Origin of the sequence: Klebsiella sp. JN_Kp126 (assembly GCF_033843325.1) — a bacterium.
GTDB lineage: Bacteria > Pseudomonadota > Gammaproteobacteria > Enterobacterales > Enterobacteriaceae > Klebsiella > Klebsiella michiganensis.
In genome coordinates this window covers 158,817-174,297 of the sequence record NZ_JAWXQV010000050.1, presented here as the reverse complement: position 1 = coordinate 174,297, position 15,481 = coordinate 158,817, and the positions used below count along the sequence as shown (strand labels likewise).

At 54.5% G+C, this 15,481-nt stretch carries 15 protein-coding genes; 4 read left to right on the top strand and 11 right to left on the bottom strand.

Annotated features, from left to right (window positions below):
• The 5 genes from SIK97_RS09770 to SIK97_RS09750 all read right to left on the bottom strand — a co-directional run.
• Positions 1-211 (bottom strand): BMC domain-containing protein (locus SIK97_RS09770; RefSeq protein ID WP_319610931.1); only part of this gene is annotated, 211 nt, incomplete at its 3' end.
• Positions 212-615: 404 nt separating this feature from the next.
• Positions 616-1,134 carry a FidL-like protein gene (locus SIK97_RS09765; RefSeq protein WP_004098240.1) on the bottom strand — a complete coding sequence of 173 codons (519 nt, stop codon included), beginning with the start codon at positions 1,132-1,134 and terminating at the stop codon, positions 616-618.
• Positions 1,131-1,931: a winged helix-turn-helix domain-containing protein gene (locus SIK97_RS09760; RefSeq protein ID WP_014837308.1), complete on the bottom strand. Its 801-nt coding sequence runs from the start codon at positions 1,929-1,931 to the stop codon at positions 1,131-1,133. The genes SIK97_RS09765 and SIK97_RS09760 overlap by 4 nt, the downstream gene beginning before the upstream one ends.
• A gap of 17 nt (positions 1,932-1,948) precedes the next feature.
• A complete protein-coding gene (locus tag SIK97_RS09755) occupies positions 1,949-2,533 on the bottom strand; it encodes a TetR/AcrR family transcriptional regulator (RefSeq protein ID WP_004098242.1) in 585 nt (194 codons plus the stop codon).
• A 147-nt stretch (positions 2,534-2,680) separates the two neighbouring features.
• Positions 2,681-3,463 carry an NAD(P)H-dependent oxidoreductase gene (locus SIK97_RS09750; protein ID WP_057173036.1) on the bottom strand — a complete coding sequence of 261 codons (783 nt, stop codon included), beginning with the start codon at positions 3,461-3,463 and terminating at the stop codon, positions 2,681-2,683.
• An 87-nt stretch (positions 3,464-3,550) separates the two neighbouring features.
• On the opposite strand from SIK97_RS09750, the gene SIK97_RS09745 reads away from it, so the two are divergent.
• The 4 genes from SIK97_RS09745 to SIK97_RS09730 all read left to right on the top strand — a co-directional run bounded on the left by SIK97_RS09745 (position 3,551) and on the right by SIK97_RS09730 (position 5,732).
• Positions 3,551-4,459 (top strand): LysR family transcriptional regulator, encoded by a 909-nt coding sequence (locus tag SIK97_RS09745; RefSeq protein ID WP_057173035.1) that lies wholly within the window; start codon positions 3,551-3,553, stop codon positions 4,457-4,459.
• Positions 4,453-4,896, top strand: a complete 444-nt coding sequence (locus SIK97_RS09740; RefSeq protein ID WP_014227755.1) for a FosA family fosfomycin resistance glutathione transferase — start codon at positions 4,453-4,455, stop codon at positions 4,894-4,896. Before SIK97_RS09745 ends, SIK97_RS09740 begins: the two co-directional genes overlap by 7 nt.
• Positions 4,897-5,155: 259 nt before the next feature.
• Positions 5,156-5,443: a BrnT family toxin gene (locus SIK97_RS09735; protein WP_042933975.1), complete on the top strand. Its 288-nt coding sequence runs from the start codon at positions 5,156-5,158 to the stop codon at positions 5,441-5,443.
• Positions 5,430-5,732 (top strand): BrnA antitoxin family protein, encoded by a 303-nt coding sequence (locus SIK97_RS09730; RefSeq protein WP_014227757.1) that lies wholly within the window; start codon positions 5,430-5,432, stop codon positions 5,730-5,732. Before SIK97_RS09735 ends, SIK97_RS09730 begins: the two co-directional genes overlap by 14 nt.
• Positions 5,733-5,852: 120 nt before the next feature.
• Here the strand turns inward: SIK97_RS09730 and SIK97_RS09725 are convergent, their stop codons facing one another.
• The 6 genes from SIK97_RS09725 to SIK97_RS09700 all read right to left on the bottom strand — a co-directional run bounded on the left by SIK97_RS09725 (position 5,853) and on the right by SIK97_RS09700 (position 15,456).
• The gene (locus SIK97_RS09725; protein WP_057173034.1) at positions 5,853-7,196 is read right to left on the bottom strand and encodes an APC family permease; all 1,344 of its coding nucleotides are present in this window, start codon (positions 7,194-7,196) and stop codon (positions 5,853-5,855) included.
• Complete coding sequence (locus SIK97_RS09720) at positions 7,193-8,104, bottom strand: acetamidase/formamidase family protein (protein ID WP_057173033.1); 912 nt, start codon at positions 8,102-8,104, stop codon at positions 7,193-7,195. Before SIK97_RS09720 ends, SIK97_RS09725 begins: the two co-directional genes overlap by 4 nt.
• 451 nt (positions 8,105-8,555) lie before the next feature.
• A complete protein-coding gene (gene symE / locus SIK97_RS09715; protein WP_047724615.1) occupies positions 8,556-8,891 on the bottom strand; it encodes an endoribonuclease SymE in 336 nt (111 codons plus the stop codon).
• Between the two features lie 223 nt (positions 8,892-9,114).
• Positions 9,115-12,378 carry a type I restriction endonuclease subunit R gene (locus SIK97_RS09710; RefSeq protein WP_057173032.1) on the bottom strand — a complete coding sequence of 1,088 codons (3,264 nt, stop codon included), beginning with the start codon at positions 12,376-12,378 and terminating at the stop codon, positions 9,115-9,117.
• Between the two features lie 95 nt (positions 12,379-12,473).
• On the bottom strand, positions 12,474-13,847 hold the full coding sequence (locus tag SIK97_RS09705) for a restriction endonuclease subunit S (RefSeq protein WP_220995189.1): 1,374 nt from the start codon (positions 13,845-13,847) through the stop codon (positions 12,474-12,476).
• Complete coding sequence (locus tag SIK97_RS09700; protein WP_057173842.1) at positions 13,837-15,456, bottom strand: type I restriction-modification system subunit M; 1,620 nt, start codon at positions 15,454-15,456, stop codon at positions 13,837-13,839. The genes SIK97_RS09705 and SIK97_RS09700 overlap by 11 nt, the downstream gene beginning before the upstream one ends.
• Positions 15,457-15,481 lie beyond the last annotated feature (25 nt).

Sequence of the window (15,481 nt, the reverse complement as noted above, 5' to 3'; positions counted from 1 at the left end):
CCACTTCACCGATGCGCTGCGCGGATTCGACGCCGGAATCCACCGCCGCTTTCACTGCGCCGACGTCGCCCTTCACCATCACGGTCACCAGCCCCGAGCCGATGTTTTCATAGCTAATCAGCTCGACGTTGGCGGCTTTACACATCGCATCCGCGGCTTCAATGCAGGCCACCAGACCTTTGGTTTCGATAAGCCCTAATGCATCACCCATGGTTTCTCCTCCAGAACAGTTTTGTGATTCGGAAAACCGACCGCGTAACGGCGTCAGGACGCGGATGCGGCGTTCGGGATTCACTATAGGGAATGGCGAGTGAAGTGAAATTTAAATCTGCTAGCGTGGTATTTTTAGTCTTTTGCTCTGTGATTTAGGTTAATTAAGGCGCTGATTTATGCATTTGTGCTGCGATGGCGGGGCGGATTGAGTGACGATTGTGGCGCTTTTTTCACCATTTAGCCGGAGGCGGATTGATGTTAATAAGTTGCTAATTTATTGCAGATCGGGGGTAATTTGACGATATATGAAGTGTGGAGAGGATCGCGTTTTCTTCGGCAGGCTAAATGCAAAACGTGCGGTTTTACTAACGGGAAAGCGAGGAAGGAAAAGCGGGTGTGAGCTTAGTCAAGCTTGCTGCCGGACTTCAGCGTGCAGACGTAGAGCGGGGAGTTGATAGAACTGAGAAGAATAGCTTTCTCATTGAGCTTCTGCGCGTTGAGAAACAGGCCATCGTGGCTGTCGGACATTTCACGCATAAAATAGTCGAAGATCACGTCAGGCGACTCATCGATGGACGAGGCGCTGGATTCCCACTTGCTGATGCGATAGTGGCGCTCGGTGGTGGAGATGCGTTTGCTGGTGTAGCTAAATTTGACGTAGCGCTGGAGATAAAGCCAGCCGGCGGCGGAATCGGTGTAGCCCTCGACGACCATCGACCCTTTGCCGTTGGCGGCAAAGTTGAAATGGATATTGCCGTTGACGTTCTCTTTCTCCATGTTCTCAAAGCGCATAATCGCTTTGGTCGAGCAGCTCATCACCCCGCCGTTTTCGACCGGCAGCAGCTTCCAGGCGCAGAACCCGGCGGCGGCAATAAATACCAGGCTGGAGAGGGCGAAAAAGGGGCGCGGGGCGAGTCTCATTGCGGTTTCCATGAATAGTAAAAATAGTTATCGCAGTAGCTGAACGGGTTATCTTCATGCATTGCGCAGTGGGCGAGGAATACCCGGCCCAGGCCGTTGGTTTCCAGCCGGTCGCCATAGAAGAAGACGAAGCGTTCGCCGGGCTTGCATTCCAGCTTCAGGCGCTGGCGCACGGCATCAAAATTCTTGCCGTAGGCGGTTCCGGCAACGGAGCGCAGCATCTCATCGCTGGCCAGCAGCTCGCACTGGCTGTGGCGCATTTGCGTCAGGGTGATGGGGTGCGATGTGCTGCCGCCGAGAAAACTGCAGACCACCAGCAGCAGGGCGATAGTGAGCAGGCAGCCGCCGGCGAGATACCAGCAGGTACCGCGCGCGTGGCGGCTGGAAACGGTCTTTTGTTCTTCCGGGACCGCGGCAGGGTCTGGCTCGGCTTCTGGCGCGGGCGGCGGCTCCGGCTCCGGGCTGGCGTCGAGCCTCTCGATGGTGAGATCCGGATTGAGCTGCAGCAGTCCGCGCGACACGGTGACGATAATGTTGTCGATATCGTAGTGGCGGAAGGTTTTGCGCAGCATGCTCAGGTACTGATTGAGATTGCTGTTGGATGAGGTTAACCCGTTGTCATCCCAGACTTTTTTAAGCACCTCATCGCGGCTGACCACCTCGGTGTGGCGCAGGAAGAACCACAGCAGCGCGTTGGCGGTGATGGACAGCTGGCTGTCCGCCTCATCGCTTCCCGGTAACGTTAGCGTGCCGTCCATTGCATCATAAATAAGACGGCCATGGATGTTATAGCGCATCGCGGCCTCAACATGCTTCACGCAGGAAGCGTCATCTTCGTCAGATCGCTGACCAGCGACTGCCGGTGCCCGGGGCTCATGGTGCGCCCCTCGGTTAATTCCGATAGCCAGATGCCGTCCGCCGCATAGCGCACCAGCGTACCGGTATGGCTATTGTCCAGTTCATCGCCCTTCGCCAGATGGTCCAGCATCCAGTCGCGCCAGCATTTTCGCAGCACCGGTTCATCCGGCATAGCCAGCGACAGCACCATCAGCTGGCGGCTCTCCTGGGTATCCGTGAGTTCCGGCGCCGACAGATAGCGCAGATAGGCGCGGGTAAAGCGGCCATAAGAGACGTTATCCGCGGCCATAAGCTCTGCAATCGCCTCTTCCATAATCGCCAGCAGGCGGGCAAAGAGGGCGAAAATCAGCGCCTGCTTGTTGGGGAAATGGTGCAGTAAACCGCCTTTGCTGACGCCCGCTTCGCGCGCGACGGCGTTCAGCGACAGCGAGGCGATACCGTCCCGGCCGGCGATGGTGGCGGCGGATTCCAGCAGTTGCTTATGCAGGCGGACGGGATCTTTTTTACGATGTTGGGCTTCCATATTCATGGCCCGAATCATACCGACCAGACGGTATGATTATTCTTGATCGCTATCAATATGCGAAGGGGCGCAGCGGGACGGGATGACGTTATTGCGTGGAGGCTCACAGTTCACCTTATGAATTGTGGTGATATTCGCCGCGCCGCGAATATCACCCACCGAGATTCACACAGGCTTCACGTGGATAGCGAGGCCGTTTTCTCCCGGCGCCAGCTCCGGACGCAGGTTCAGAGAGGGGATCAGATAGTCGCCGTGATTCTGCCGACGGAAGGGAATGGGCGGCGTTTCGGAGAGGGTATCCAGCCGCCGGGCCAGCGCCTCGCGCAGCGCGGCGACGCGCTGCTCATCGAGTTTGTCGGTGCGGTAGAACACCACCGGCGGCAGCACCTCAAAGCCGGGATAGAACAGCATCCCGTGCTGAATGGGGAACAGGATGTCGTCGATAGACCCGTTAATTCCGCGCGGCGCGTAGTGCTCCGCCCATCCGCCGGCGGTAACGACCAGCATCGCCCGTTTCCCCGCGAACGTGCCTTCGCCGTAGCGATCTCCCCAGTGGGTTTCGCTGTGCTCGCCGACGCCGTAGGCAAAGCCGTAAGCGTAGACCCGATCAATCCAGCCCTTCATGATGGCGGGCAGCGAAAACCACCACAGCGGGAACTGAAAAATCACCGTATCGGCCCACAGCAGCTTCTCCTGTTCGCCCACGATATCCGCGCTTTGCGTGCCGTTAGCGAAGGCGTACTGCGAATCCCGCGTTGCCCGCCAGCTTTCACCGACGGGCGGGGCGCTGCTGTCATCGGCATCAAATCCCGCCTTCCAGCGCATGGCGTAGAGATCGGACACCTGCACGTCATGACCGGCGTTTTGCAGATGCTGCACGGTAAAATCTTTCAGCGCGCCGTTAAGCGAATGCGGTTCAGGATGGGCGTAAACCAGTAGTATTTTCATTGAAATCACCTCTGAGCAATGGAGAGCTGCAGAGTAGAGTCAGCGACGCTATAGTAGAAATGAATTGCTTCAATAACAGGTATAGCGATGATTAATCTCCAGGGGCTGGATCTCAATTTGCTGCGCACGCTGAACGTTCTGCTCAGCGAAAATAACGTCACCCGCGCGGCGCAGCGCCTCAACCTGTCGCAGCCGTCGGTCAGCGTGCAGCTGGCGCGACTGCGGGAGATTTTCGCTGACCCGCTGCTGCTGCCGGGGCCGCGCGGTATGCAGTCCACCGCCCGCGCCGATGAACTGCGCGGGCCGCTGCGCGATGCGCTGCTGGCGCTGGAGCTGGCGGTAGCGCCGGTTCAGCCCTTCGACCCGGCCACGGCGGCGCAGACCTGGCGGGTGGCGGCGACCGACTATATGGCGTCGGCGATTTTGCTGCCGGTGCTCAGTACCCTGCGCATCGCCTCTCCGGCCAGCCGCCTGGCGCTGTTTGAGCTACAGCCCGCGCGGCTGGTACAGCAGGCGGATCGCGATGAAGTGGATCTGTTTTTTCACACGCGAGACGGCGCGCCGCCCGGGCTGCATCAGCGTTTGTTGTTCCGCGAACGCTACGTGCTGGCGGGCAGGGCCGGGCATCCGGCGCTGCGGTCGCCATTAAGCCTGGCGCAGTTCTGCCAGCTGGAGCAGGTGATTGTCTCGCCGGACGGCGGAGGATTCAGCGCCGCGACCGATAGCGCGCTGACGAATCTCGGGCTGGCGCGGCGGGTTGTCCTTTCCGTGCCACATTTCCTGTTTATGCTGGAGACGCTGCGTAATAGCGAGCTGGTGGCGGTGCTGCCGGAGCGGCTGGTGCGCGGAGCTGAGGGGCTGACGGTGGTTGAACCGCCGCTGGCGGTCGCCGGGTTTGAGATGCTGATGCTGTGGCACGAGCGCTGGCACCGCGATCCGGCGCATCGGTGGCTGCGCCAGCAAATCGTAACGTCATTAGAGGAAAAGCCATGTTAAGCGGATTAAACCATCTGACCCTGGCGGTCAGCCAGCTGGCGCCGAGCGTGGCGTTTTATCAGCAGCTTCCGGGGATGACGCTGCGCGCCCGCTGGGATAACGGCGCGTATTTCTCCTGCGGCGACCTCTGGCTGTGCCTGTCGCTGGACCCGCAGCGGCGCGTTATTTCGCCGGAGGAGAGCGACTACACCCACTACGCGTTCAGCATTGCGGAGGCGGATTTCGCGCTTTTTGCCGGACGGCTGAATGCGGCTGGCGTCCCGGTATGGAAAACCAATAAAAGCGAAGGCGCGTCGCACTATTTCCTCGACCCGGACGGCCACAAGCTGGAGCTGCACGTTGGCAATCTCGCCCAGCGCCTGGCGGCGTGCCGGGCGAAGCCCTATAAAGGTATGGTGTTTTTTGGCGAGGACGAACAGGCGGCCGGGAACCCGTAGCCCGGCTAAGCGCAGCGCGAGCCGGGGAAAAGCTGAGGCTGCATTGCGCGTTGTTTCCCCGGAGGCGGCGCTTGACGCGCCTTGTCCGGGCTACCGGCCCGCAGACGGCTGGGAACCTGTAGCCCGGCTAAGCGCAGCGCGAGCCGGGAACATCTTTTACAATTCCTGCTTTAAAAATGTGAAGTTTTTTCCAACGTTGAGAGTATTATCCCTGGATAATTGTCTATACTTTTTTGTATATACAATCAGGATGAATATGATGCCAATGGAGTTTGAATGGGATGCAAACAAGGCAAGAAGTAATCTAAGAAAACATGGAATCCGGTTTGAAGAAGCGGTGCTCGTCTTTGACGATCCCCGGCATCTTTCCCGACAGGATCGTTATGAGAATGGTGAATATCGCTGGCAAACTATCGGTCTCGTTCATGGGGTCATTGTTATCATGGTTGCGCATTCGGTCCGTTTTGAAAGTGGAACAGAGGTCATTCGTATTATCAGCGCCCGGAAGGCGGACAGCAAAGAGAGAAATCGTTATGAACATGGTTAAACATAAACGTGACAATCCGGATACGCTTACGGCTAAGCGAGACGATGAGCTTAAAGCGCTGGCCAACAAAACGGATGATGAAATCGATTATAGCGATATTCCCGCCACAGACGACGCACAATGGTCAGATGCCGTACGCGGTAAATTTTACCGACCGCTAAAAACTCAGGCTTCTGTCCGTATTGATGCCGATATTATGGAGTGGCTTAAACGTCCCGGGAAAGGTTATCAAACGCGACTGAATGCGATCTTAAGAGAAGCGATGATTCGCGATCTTAACAAGAAATAGCCTGCCTCATGATTACCCCGGAGGCGGCGCTTGACGCGCCTTGTCCGGGCTACGGGCTCGCAGACGATGGGGAACCCGTAGCCCGGCTAAGCGTAGCGCAAGCCGGGGAGATAAATCGCGTTAGCCTTCCAGCTTCAGTTCCACATTGCGCTTGAGCACCAGGCGCATCAGCAGGTAATAGACCACGCCAACCGCCATCCAGCTCAGCCCCAGCACCTTGGCCTGCGCGTCCATTTCATAAATAACAAAGCCGATAATGCACAGGCCCACCACCGGGAACAGCAGGTGTACCACCAGATTGCGCGATTTCTGACGAATGATGTAATGGTTTATCACGGCAATGTGCAGCACCAGGAAGCCCATCAGCGCGCCGAAGTTCACCAGCCGGCTGAGGTTATCGATATCGCCGTAGAACCAGAGGCCGGAAGCCAGCGAAATCAGCGCCACAAACAGGGTGCTGACGTAAGGCGTTTTCAGCCGCGGGTGCACTTTCGCCAGCAGCTGCGGCAGCTGCTTGTCGCGCGCCATCGCAAACAGAATACGCGACACGGCGGCCTGCGCCACCAGGGCGTTAGCAATCCCCCAGGAGATCACCGTCGACCACATGGTGACATACTTCAGCCAGCCGCCGCCTGCCAGATTCGCGGTATCGTAGAAGGCGGTATCGAGGCTGCTGAACGTCATCCCCTGCGCCAGATCGGCGGCAATCCACGTTTGCAGGATAAACAGCGAACCGACCAGCATCAGCGCGCCCAGCGATGCCTTACCCACGGTATCCACGCCGCCTTTCGTTTCCTCCGACAGCGTGGAGATCCCGTCGAAGCCGAGGAACGAGAGCACGGCGATGGAGACCGCGCCCATCACCAGCGGCAGGCTGAACTTATCGGCGTTGTAGAGCGGGTCGAGGGTCAGATGGCCCGCCCCGGCGCCGGAGTAGAGCGCAATCAGCCCGAGGACGACGAACACCGACAGCACCACGATCTCCGCGATCAGAATCGTGTTATTGGCGCGTGCGGTAAAGGTAATGCCGCGCAGATTAATCAGGCTGTTAATCGCGATAAAGCCGACAATCCACAGCCAGCCCGGCACGCCCGGCAGCATGGGCGCCAGCGCCGCCGCGCTGACGATATAGAGCAGCGACGGCACCAGAATATAGTCCAGCAGGATCAGCCAGCCGGCAAAAAAGCCGACAATGGGATGAATCCCTCGTTGGGCATAGGCGTATACCGAACCGGAGACCGGGAACGCGCGCGACATCGACCAGTAGCTCATGGCGGTAAAGAACATCGCCACCATGCCGATGAGATAGGCCAGCGCCACCATGCCCTGCGCGCCGTCCCAGACGTAGCCAAAGACGCCAAACGGCGCGATGGGCACCATAAATATCATCCCGTAGACCAGCAGATCGCGGAACGTCAGCGCCCGATGCAGCTCCTGCTTATAGCCAAATTGTTCAACGCTCATGCCTGCTCCCCTTCGATGCTCAGGGAGAGCTGCTTCGCCACCGATTTGGGTAACGCGTAGCGGCAGGTTTTCAGCGGATCGACCACCTGACAAATTTGCAGGTCGCCGGCGATGCTCAGAATACTGATCGCTTCAGCCAGCGCCAGGGAGGTATTGTCGGCGATAAAATGCGCCATATTGCGGGTGGCCAGGGCGGCGGCATCATCGAGGGTCAGCGCCGAGGCGAGGGTAAACAGGGTCTCGCTGTTTTCGAGCATCGGCAGCGGCAGGCGGCGGTTTTTAACCACAGTCAGTTCGACCAGCACTTCGCCAGGGATTTCCAGACCGCAGACCGAGACTTCACCATCGCCCATCGCGGCGTGTAAATCGCCCAGCCCGAACAGCGCCCCGGGAACGTTGACCGGCAGCCACAGGGTGCTGCCGGCGGTAATCATTTTGCAGTCCATATTGCCGCCGTGGCTATCCGGCGTGCCGCAGGAGATGGCTTCCCCGGCAGGCGCGACGCCGATCACGCCGACCATCGGGTTAAGCGGGACGCGCACGTTGCCGGGCAGTATGGCATGGTCGTTTTCAATGGGCACGATAGTGACCTTCGGGGCATCAAGCTCGTCGCCAATCACTCCGAGCTGCGGCGCGGTGACCATCACCGCCTGATTGCTCGTCAGGGTAATGCGCTTGATGGTGATCTTGAGCGCATCGCCCGGCTCGGCACCCTCGACGTAGACCGGCCCGGTCGCCGGGTTGATGCGCTGCCAGTCCAGCTCGTTGAACACGGCATCGGCGGAGGTGATTTGGTCGGAGAAGCAGTCGCAGGTTTCGAACAGCACTTCACTGCCGCTGCTGACGGTAGCGACAGGAGCGTTATCCCGCGACATGGCGTAGACCACCCGATCTTTGGTTATTTTCATGACATTCATCCCGGTTATATTGTTGTGTTTTTTATATTTAGAGTTTCCCGCAGGGGGAGTGAGTGAATTTATCGGGATTATTACAGGAAGGCAATCAGGTCAGTTTTTTCAAAAATAAATGGTATATATTTGCTGGTGAATCAGGCGGTTAGATATATTGGTGGGGTTTTCTTATATGCTGGTTATTTAGCAAAAAACTTTTTGTTATTTTGGCTTTAGTGGTTATTTTCTAATTGTTTACTGCTATGGGGTTATTATCCAGCATATTACGCTGCTGCGTGCGGCAGTATGATTTAAAATATGCGGTGATATGAGCGCATTATGTGGTTTTAGGTGCCGTGAGAAGAGAAATCCCGGGGGCGGCGCTTGACCGCGCCTGTCCGGGCTACCGGCCCGCAGACGGCCGGAATCCCGTAGCCCCGGTCAGCGCAGCGCCGCCGGGGAATTTAGCTTAGGCCAGCTTACGTTTCTGCCCGGCGATCGCGCCGATTAACGCCTGCACCTGCTTCTGCTTACGCGCCGACAGCTTATGCAGCTGGCGCAGAGACTCCACCAGTTCCGGCTCCGGCTGCTTCGCGGTAATCACGATGCAACCTTCCATTACTTTGATATCAATTTTAGTACCGGTGGCAAAACCGGCAGCTTCCAACCACTGGCCTTTCATGATAATCGCCGGGATACGCTGGCGATCTTCAAAGCGGCTCGCGTAACTGACGGTGCCTTTACGGTTATTTTCCGGGGAGACTTCTGGATCGGTGAATTCTGCAATAGAATGCGGGGTAGTCATGGTCTCTATTCCTTGTTAATAGGGATTGTGATTAGCGGGCTGGCCGTGTTGCCGCACGACCAGCTCGCGTTAAATAACACCTGTAAATCTACCCAGTAAATAAAAATAAAGCCAGCTAAAAATAGACAATAATAAAGACGGAACTGGAAATATAAACGAGGGAATTAAATTGCCAGGAAATATAAAATAGGCCGGATAAGCAAAGCGCCATCCGGCAATAACATTAATACAGCGTGTTAATATGATGCTGTTTAAAATTCTCCGCTTGCGCCAGCACGCCCATATACACATCATCATTCGCCACCGGTGGGAATTTATGTTTGTGCAGCAGCAGAATCAGTTCCACCTTCAGCTTGGCTTTAATATCATCACGTTTGCTCCAGTCCGGGTACTTTGATGTGTTATCGACCACCGCCTTCATCTCTTTCGCCAGCGCCAGCATCTTGTCGTCTTCATAGGTGAACTGATACTTATCGCGCATATGCGCCAGAATGTCGTAGAAAGCTTTCTCTTCGATATCAATCCCCATTTCGGCATAGGTACCCATTTCGGTTTTAATATCGTAGATAATATCGGTCATCTCCTGACTGAAGGAATCGAATTCCTCACCATTGAGCACATCATCTTCCCGGCGTTCGTTATATTTATCCATAATCGACTGGAAACGGCGGGTGAAGTTGATCCCCTGCAGCTGGTTGATCTTTTTAAAGTCGCTGATGGCTTTTTCCAGCAGTTTTTGCAATAGCTGAATTTTGGTTGCCGGGAGTTTGATCTTATTAATGCGCGCCAGGTAATCTTCATCAAAGATATCGATCGACTCCGCTTTCTTGTCGCCAAGGAAAAACAGCTCTTCCACGCCGTCGGCCTTTAACGCATCGGCAATCATCTCTCGCACCCGGGCGTTCATCTGCGTCACATCAGGCGCGTCACCTTTAGTGAGCTTGAAGACGATCGAACGTACCGCGAGGTAAAAATGGATACGATCGCGCTCCGCCTGCGAAAGCGCTTCGCTGCCGCAGCAGACGTCATAGGCCGCTTTCAGGCGCTTCACCAGCCCCATAAAGCGGCGCTCTGTCTTCTGAGTACGCATAACAAACTCTGCCGCCTGATTCAGGCACGCCAGCTGCGCCTGCAGTTCTCCGCTGAAGTAAGGTCGGCTATCGAAATCGTGTAAAACCTGCGCCAGCAGATCGAGATGATTTTTCACCTCAATTACCGATTGCTGAATATCTTCAAAGTTAGCGGCATCGATACGAGAATACATCGCCAGCGCCTGGTTCATCTGGCGCTTAATACCGATATAGTCGACGACCAGCCCTTTGCTTTTGCCTTCCAGCTTGCGGTTAACGCGGGAGATGGTCTGGATCAGGTTGTGCTTTTGCAGCGGCTTATCGATATAAATGGTGTCCAGCTCCGGCACATCAAAACCGGTCAACCACATGTCCACCACGATGGCGATTTTGAAATTCGACTTCGCGTTTTTGAATTGTTTATCCAGCTCTTTGCGATACTCTTTACTGCCCAGCAGGTCGTACAGTTTCGCGTCATCATCTTTGCCGCGCGTCATCACCATCTTGACCATTTCGGACGGCGGCAGCTCTTTTGCCTCTTGCTCGGTCAGTTCAATCCCATCCGGGGCCTGCTTAACCTCAAACCATGCCGGACGAAAGTCTTTCAACTGACGATAGAAATCCCAGGCAATCTCGCGGCTGGCGCAGACAAACATCGCCTTGCCTTTCACCGTGGAGCCTTCGTTGACACGTTTTTCATAATGTTTAGCAAAGTCTTCCGCCAGTGCTTCAAGGCGATCATCGTCGCCGAGAATGGCGTTCATGGTGGCGCTGGCTTTTTTACTTTCGTCGATTTGCCATTCATTGGTACCGGCGTTAGCGCACTCATCGTAGTACTTTTCCACCTCTTCCAGCTTACCAGCATCGAGGATGACCTTCGCCGCGCGGCCTTCATATACGATGCGCACGGTGATCTCATCCTGAACGGATTCGGTCATGGTGTAGCTGTCGACGATGTTGCCAAAGACTTCCATCGTGGCGTCGATAGGGGTGCCGGTAAAACCAACGTAGGTGGCCTGCGGCAGGGAGTCGTGCAAATATTTGGCGAAACCGTAAGTTTTGCGCACTCTGCCGCTCTCTTTATCGACGATTACTTTCTGATCGAGGTTGACCTGGCTGCGGTGCGCTTCGTCGGAAATACAGATGATATTGCTGCGCCCGGAGAGCAGTTCGGTATCTTCGGTAAATTTGTGGATGGTGGTCAGGAAGACGCCGCCGCTGTTGCGACCGGCCAGTTTTTCCCGCAGATCGTCGCGGCTGGTGACGGGCACTACGGTGTCGTCGCCAAGATAGTTTTTGGCATTGCACATCTGTGCCGAGAGCTGATCGTCCAGGTCGGTGCGGTCGGTGATCAGCACGATAGTCGGGCTGGCGAACTCGACGCTTTTCATCAGCAGGCGGGTTAAGAACTGCATGGTGTAGCTCTTGCCGCAGCCGGTCGCGCCAAAGTAGGTGCCGCCCTTGCCGTCGCCGAAAGGTTTACGCGCCCGTTCAATGCTGTAGTACAGCTTGCGCGCCGCATAGTACTGCGGGTAGCGGCAGCAAATTTTCACTTCATGTTTGGCTTTATCCGGGAAGCAGATAAAGTTTTTGATCACGTCCAGCAGGCGGACCGGATGAAACAGCCCCTGAATCATCGAGTGCAGGGAAGGGATGCCGTCCTGCTCGCGGTTTTCATTGCCGGTGATTTTGCGCCAGGAGTAGAAATACTCGTACGGCGCAAACAGGTTGCCCATGCGGTTATTGACGCCGTCGCTGATAATGCACAGCGCGTTATAGACAAACAGCTGCGGAATATCGCGGCGATAGCGGATGCAGAGCTGCTTATACGCATCGCCAATATTGGCTTCCTGCTCGCGCACCGCGCTTTTAAACTCAAAGACCACCAGCGGCAGGCCGTTGATATATAGAATGGCATCCGGGATACGCGGCTGGTTTTCTTTGCCGGTGATGGTCAGCTGATTGACGATTTTCACCCGGTTCAGCGGCTGGATAAGATAGCTTGCCGACGGTTCTGCTGCCTGTTGCAGCGGAACCTCTTCGGTATCGAACAGTTCACGTAGTGCGGCGGGCAGATGCCGGGTGTCGAGCAGTTCGATATAGAGATCTTTCTGCTGGCGATCGTCGCGTTTAAACAGGAAACCGTTGGCCAGCCAGGCGCAGAAGGTTTTATTGCTTTCGTAAAGATCGGAGGCGGGCAGGGTAGTGAACTGCTTAATCAGCCGCTGGATCTCTTCATCGGTGATGCCGTCGGCCTGGTAGCGCGCGGCGAAGTAGTGACGAAGATCGTCTTCGATAACCACCTGATCGAGGCTTGAACGCGGCACATCATCGCCGATCAGATGTTGGTAGCCCTGATCCTGTAGCAGTTCAATTATCGCCTGTTCTAACTTCGCTTCACTGAATGAGAGAGGCATATCTCGCTCCGGCCCTGGCTGGTTTTCTGGTAAGGGTTCCTGTAACTAAAGAAAACCTTACCAGAAAGCCCCTGATTTAACAGGGGCAAAATGCATTAAGCGGGTTCGGTTTGGGTTACTAAATCCGGGAGATCCTCCAGGGACAGCTCGCCGGAGATAAGTTTGGGGAGCAGGGTGTCGCGGAGGGCAGTTAAAGTCTCTGTATTTTTCGTTATATCTAATATTTTTTTATGTAACTCTGTACCTAGTTTATCAAAGTACGAAATAATATCCTTTCCAGGAACTGTAATTTTAAACTGTTTTAAAATGTCAGTTTTAAGGTTTGTAAAGACACTACCATTACCTTGGGATATTAGTTGTTCTTTAATTTCTAGGAATAGATTGTACAAATATACGTCTGTTAATTTTTCTTTCTCTGGGAAATATAACCAACCATCATGTATGCATGCTTCTATATCAAGAAATTTGGGAAGCCCTGGGGTAGCACTATTAGACAGGATTAGACTTCCTTTCTTTAAAAAAACAGTTTTGTTTAAACCTTCACTTTTAATGAACTCTTTTGTGGACATTAAAAATCTTGTGCTGGAAGCAGTTGCATCGCTAATCTTTACCCAAGGAAAACCGTCTGCTCGTAAAAAATCATGTATTGGTCTTGGCGAACCGCCTCTTTTAACCGTAACAAGCTGCCCCAACTCGGTTACGGACCAACCTTTTGGTACCCAACCCATCTCCGTTTCTTCAAATTCAGCCGGGAACAATGCACGAAGATCCGCCGGAAGTGGTTTGAAATCTGCGCTATTTCGTGCTTTTTGACGCAGTTCGGCGCGAGATTGCAGCGCTTCCGGGATTGGGTTTCCTGTATCCAGCGCGTTATCAATCACCGGATCGAAATCCACAAACCAGGATTTGAACAGGGTTTTTGACATTTGTTCCAGGGTTTGGTTTTGAGCGTTACTTAATCTTTTTCGCTCATCAACTTTTTGTATTATATATACAGCTTTCTCTTGATCCTCTTTCGATTCTGGCATTAGAAATCTGAAATCACGCATCATTTTTAGCGATACGTTTTTGATTGTACTTCCGGTTGAGCATCTTTGAATATACTCTTGGAATAAGTAACCAGAAAGTATATAGAGTATAAAATATTTGCTAATGCTATCTTTTAGATTTATATAGCAAGCACTTTTACCTAAGATTATATTTTCATTATTATATAGCGCTGTATTTCCGATGGTTCCATTTATGGAGACTAAGACAGTATTGTCACCTAATTCTTTACGATGTTTCAAAAATTCATCATGATCAACTCGCTTAGTTGTGTCGGTTATTTTTATTGAGTTATCAGATAAATTACTTCCATTTATAAAATAGTAGTTACCCGAATCGTTATAAACAGGTGTTCCGTGAATTCCATCACCGATTTTTTCAGAAATCTCTCCCAACGATACTTCTATCCACTTACTCCCCATAACCCAGCGCCTCCAGGTTCTGGCGAACCGCGTTATCCAGTTCTTCCGCCTGCTTCATCTGCGCAAACAACGTCTGCGACAACTCGCGCATTTTGGTTTCAAACGCTACGCCGTCGTCTTCCTGCTCGGCGGCACCGACGTAGCGGCCTGGCGTCAGCACATAGTCGTTCACCTTCATCTCTGCAATAGTCGCGACCTTGCAGAACCCGGCCTGGTCTTCGTACTGCGCCAGCTTGCTGTCGCCGCGCTTAACGCGCTCGGCCAGCTCTTCTGGCGTGCTGCGCCAGGCATGGTAGGTGTCGGCGATGGTGGCGATGTCGTCCGCCGTCAGCTCTTTGATGGTGCGGTTGATCATGGTGCCAAGGTTACGCGCATCGATAAACAGCGTTTCGCCCTGACGGTTGCGATAGCCCTTGGCCGGATCGGCGGCCTTCGACTTGGTCATAAACCACAGGCACACCGGGATCTGGGTGGTGAAGAACAGCTGGCCGGGCAGGGCAATCATGCAGTCGATCAGATCGTTTTCGATCATCTGCGCGCGGATCTCACCTTCGCCGCTGGTGTTGGAGCTCATCGAGCCGTTCGCCAGCACAAAACCGGCGGTACCGTTGGCCGACAGCTTGGAAAGCATATGCAAAATCCAGCCGTAGTTGGCGTTACCGGTCGGCGGCGTGCGGTAACCGGCAAAGCGCGGGTCTTTGGTCAGCTCGGCATCGTTGCGCCAGTCTTTCAGGTTAAACGGCGGATTTGCCAGAATATAGTCGGCTTTCAGGTCCGGGTGTTGGTCGCTGAAGAAGGTATCCGCCGGGCGCTCGCCGAGGTTAGCGGAAAGGCCACGAATCGCAAGGTTCATCTTCGCCAGCTTGTAGGTGGTGGCCGTCAGCTCCTGACCGTACAGGGCGATATCACGGCTTTTCCCCTGATGGCTTTCGACAAACTTCACCGACTGGACAAACATTCCTGCCGAGCCGCAGCACGGGTCATAGATTTTGCCCTCGAACGGTTCGAGCATTTCGGTCAGCAGCGTCACCACGCATTTTGGCGTATAGAACTCGCCGCCGCCTTTACCCTCAGTGGCGGCAAACTTGCCGAGGAAGTATTCATACACGCGACCGACCAGGTCTTCTTTCGACAGCGCTTCCACGTCGGTTTCGTGGGCCAGCGTTTCGATGTTATCGATGGTATCGATAAGCGATGCCAGCTTCTTGGTTTCCAGATTCTGACGGCTGAAGTAGTTGTCCGGCAGCGCGCCTTTCAGCGTCGGGTTGCGCTTCTCAATGGTGGAGAGCGCGGTATCAATGCGCACGGCAATATCATCCTGTTTGGCGTGCTGCTTGATGAACGACCAGCGCGCCTCTTCCGGCAGATAGAAGATATTGTCCTGCTGATAGAAGACTTCCATTTCGAGGAAATCGCCCTGGCCTTCGTCTTTCATTTTCTGACGGCGGGCTTCAAACTTATCGCTGATAAATTTGAGGAACACGAGGCTCAGCACCACGTGCTTGTACTCGGAGGATTCTACGCTGCCGCGAAGCTGGTTCGCGGTATCCCATAATGTGTCTTCAAAGCCTTTCTTTGCTTTGGTTTTTTTGGTTGGTGCTTTGGCCATGATGAACTCGTTCTGGAAAAATTTG

Bases quoted from the DNA above. Each gene is read 5' to 3' on its own strand.
- SIK97_RS09720 (WP_057173033.1), bottom strand. From the start codon at position 8,104: ATGAAAATAACCAAAGATCGGGTGGTCTACGCCATGTCGCGGGATAAC.
- SIK97_RS09725 (WP_057173034.1), bottom strand. From the start codon at position 7,196: ATGAGCGTTGAACAATTTGGCTATAAGCAGGAGCTGCATCGGGCGCTG.
- SIK97_RS09760 (WP_014837308.1), bottom strand. From the start codon at position 1,931: ATGCGCTATAACATCCATGGCCGTCTTATTTATGATGCAATGGACGGC.
- SIK97_RS09700 (WP_057173842.1), bottom strand. From the start codon at position 15,456: ATGGCCAAAGCACCAACCAAAAAAACCAAAGCAAAGAAAGGCTTTGAA.
- SIK97_RS09740 (WP_014227755.1), top strand. From the start codon at position 4,453: ATGTTAAGCGGATTAAACCATCTGACCCTGGCGGTCAGCCAGCTGGCG.
- SIK97_RS09735 (WP_042933975.1), top strand. From the start codon at position 5,156: ATGCCAATGGAGTTTGAATGGGATGCAAACAAGGCAAGAAGTAATCTA.
- SIK97_RS09765 (WP_004098240.1), bottom strand. From the start codon at position 1,134: ATGAGACTCGCCCCGCGCCCCTTTTTCGCCCTCTCCAGCCTGGTATTT.
- SIK97_RS09705 (WP_220995189.1), bottom strand. From the start codon at position 13,847: ATGGGGAGTAAGTGGATAGAAGTATCGTTGGGAGAGATTTCTGAAAAA.
- SIK97_RS09745 (WP_057173035.1), top strand. From the start codon at position 3,551: ATGATTAATCTCCAGGGGCTGGATCTCAATTTGCTGCGCACGCTGAAC.
- SIK97_RS09755 (WP_004098242.1), bottom strand. From the start codon at position 2,533: ATGATTCGGGCCATGAATATGGAAGCCCAACATCGTAAAAAAGATCCC.
- symE (WP_047724615.1), bottom strand. From the start codon at position 8,891: ATGACTACCCCGCATTCTATTGCAGAATTCACCGATCCAGAAGTCTCC.
- SIK97_RS09750 (WP_057173036.1), bottom strand. From the start codon at position 3,463: ATGAAAATACTACTGGTTTACGCCCATCCTGAACCGCATTCGCTTAAC.
- SIK97_RS09710 (WP_057173032.1), bottom strand. From the start codon at position 12,378: ATGCCTCTCTCATTCAGTGAAGCGAAGTTAGAACAGGCGATAATTGAA.
- SIK97_RS09730 (WP_014227757.1), top strand. From the start codon at position 5,430: ATGAACATGGTTAAACATAAACGTGACAATCCGGATACGCTTACGGCT.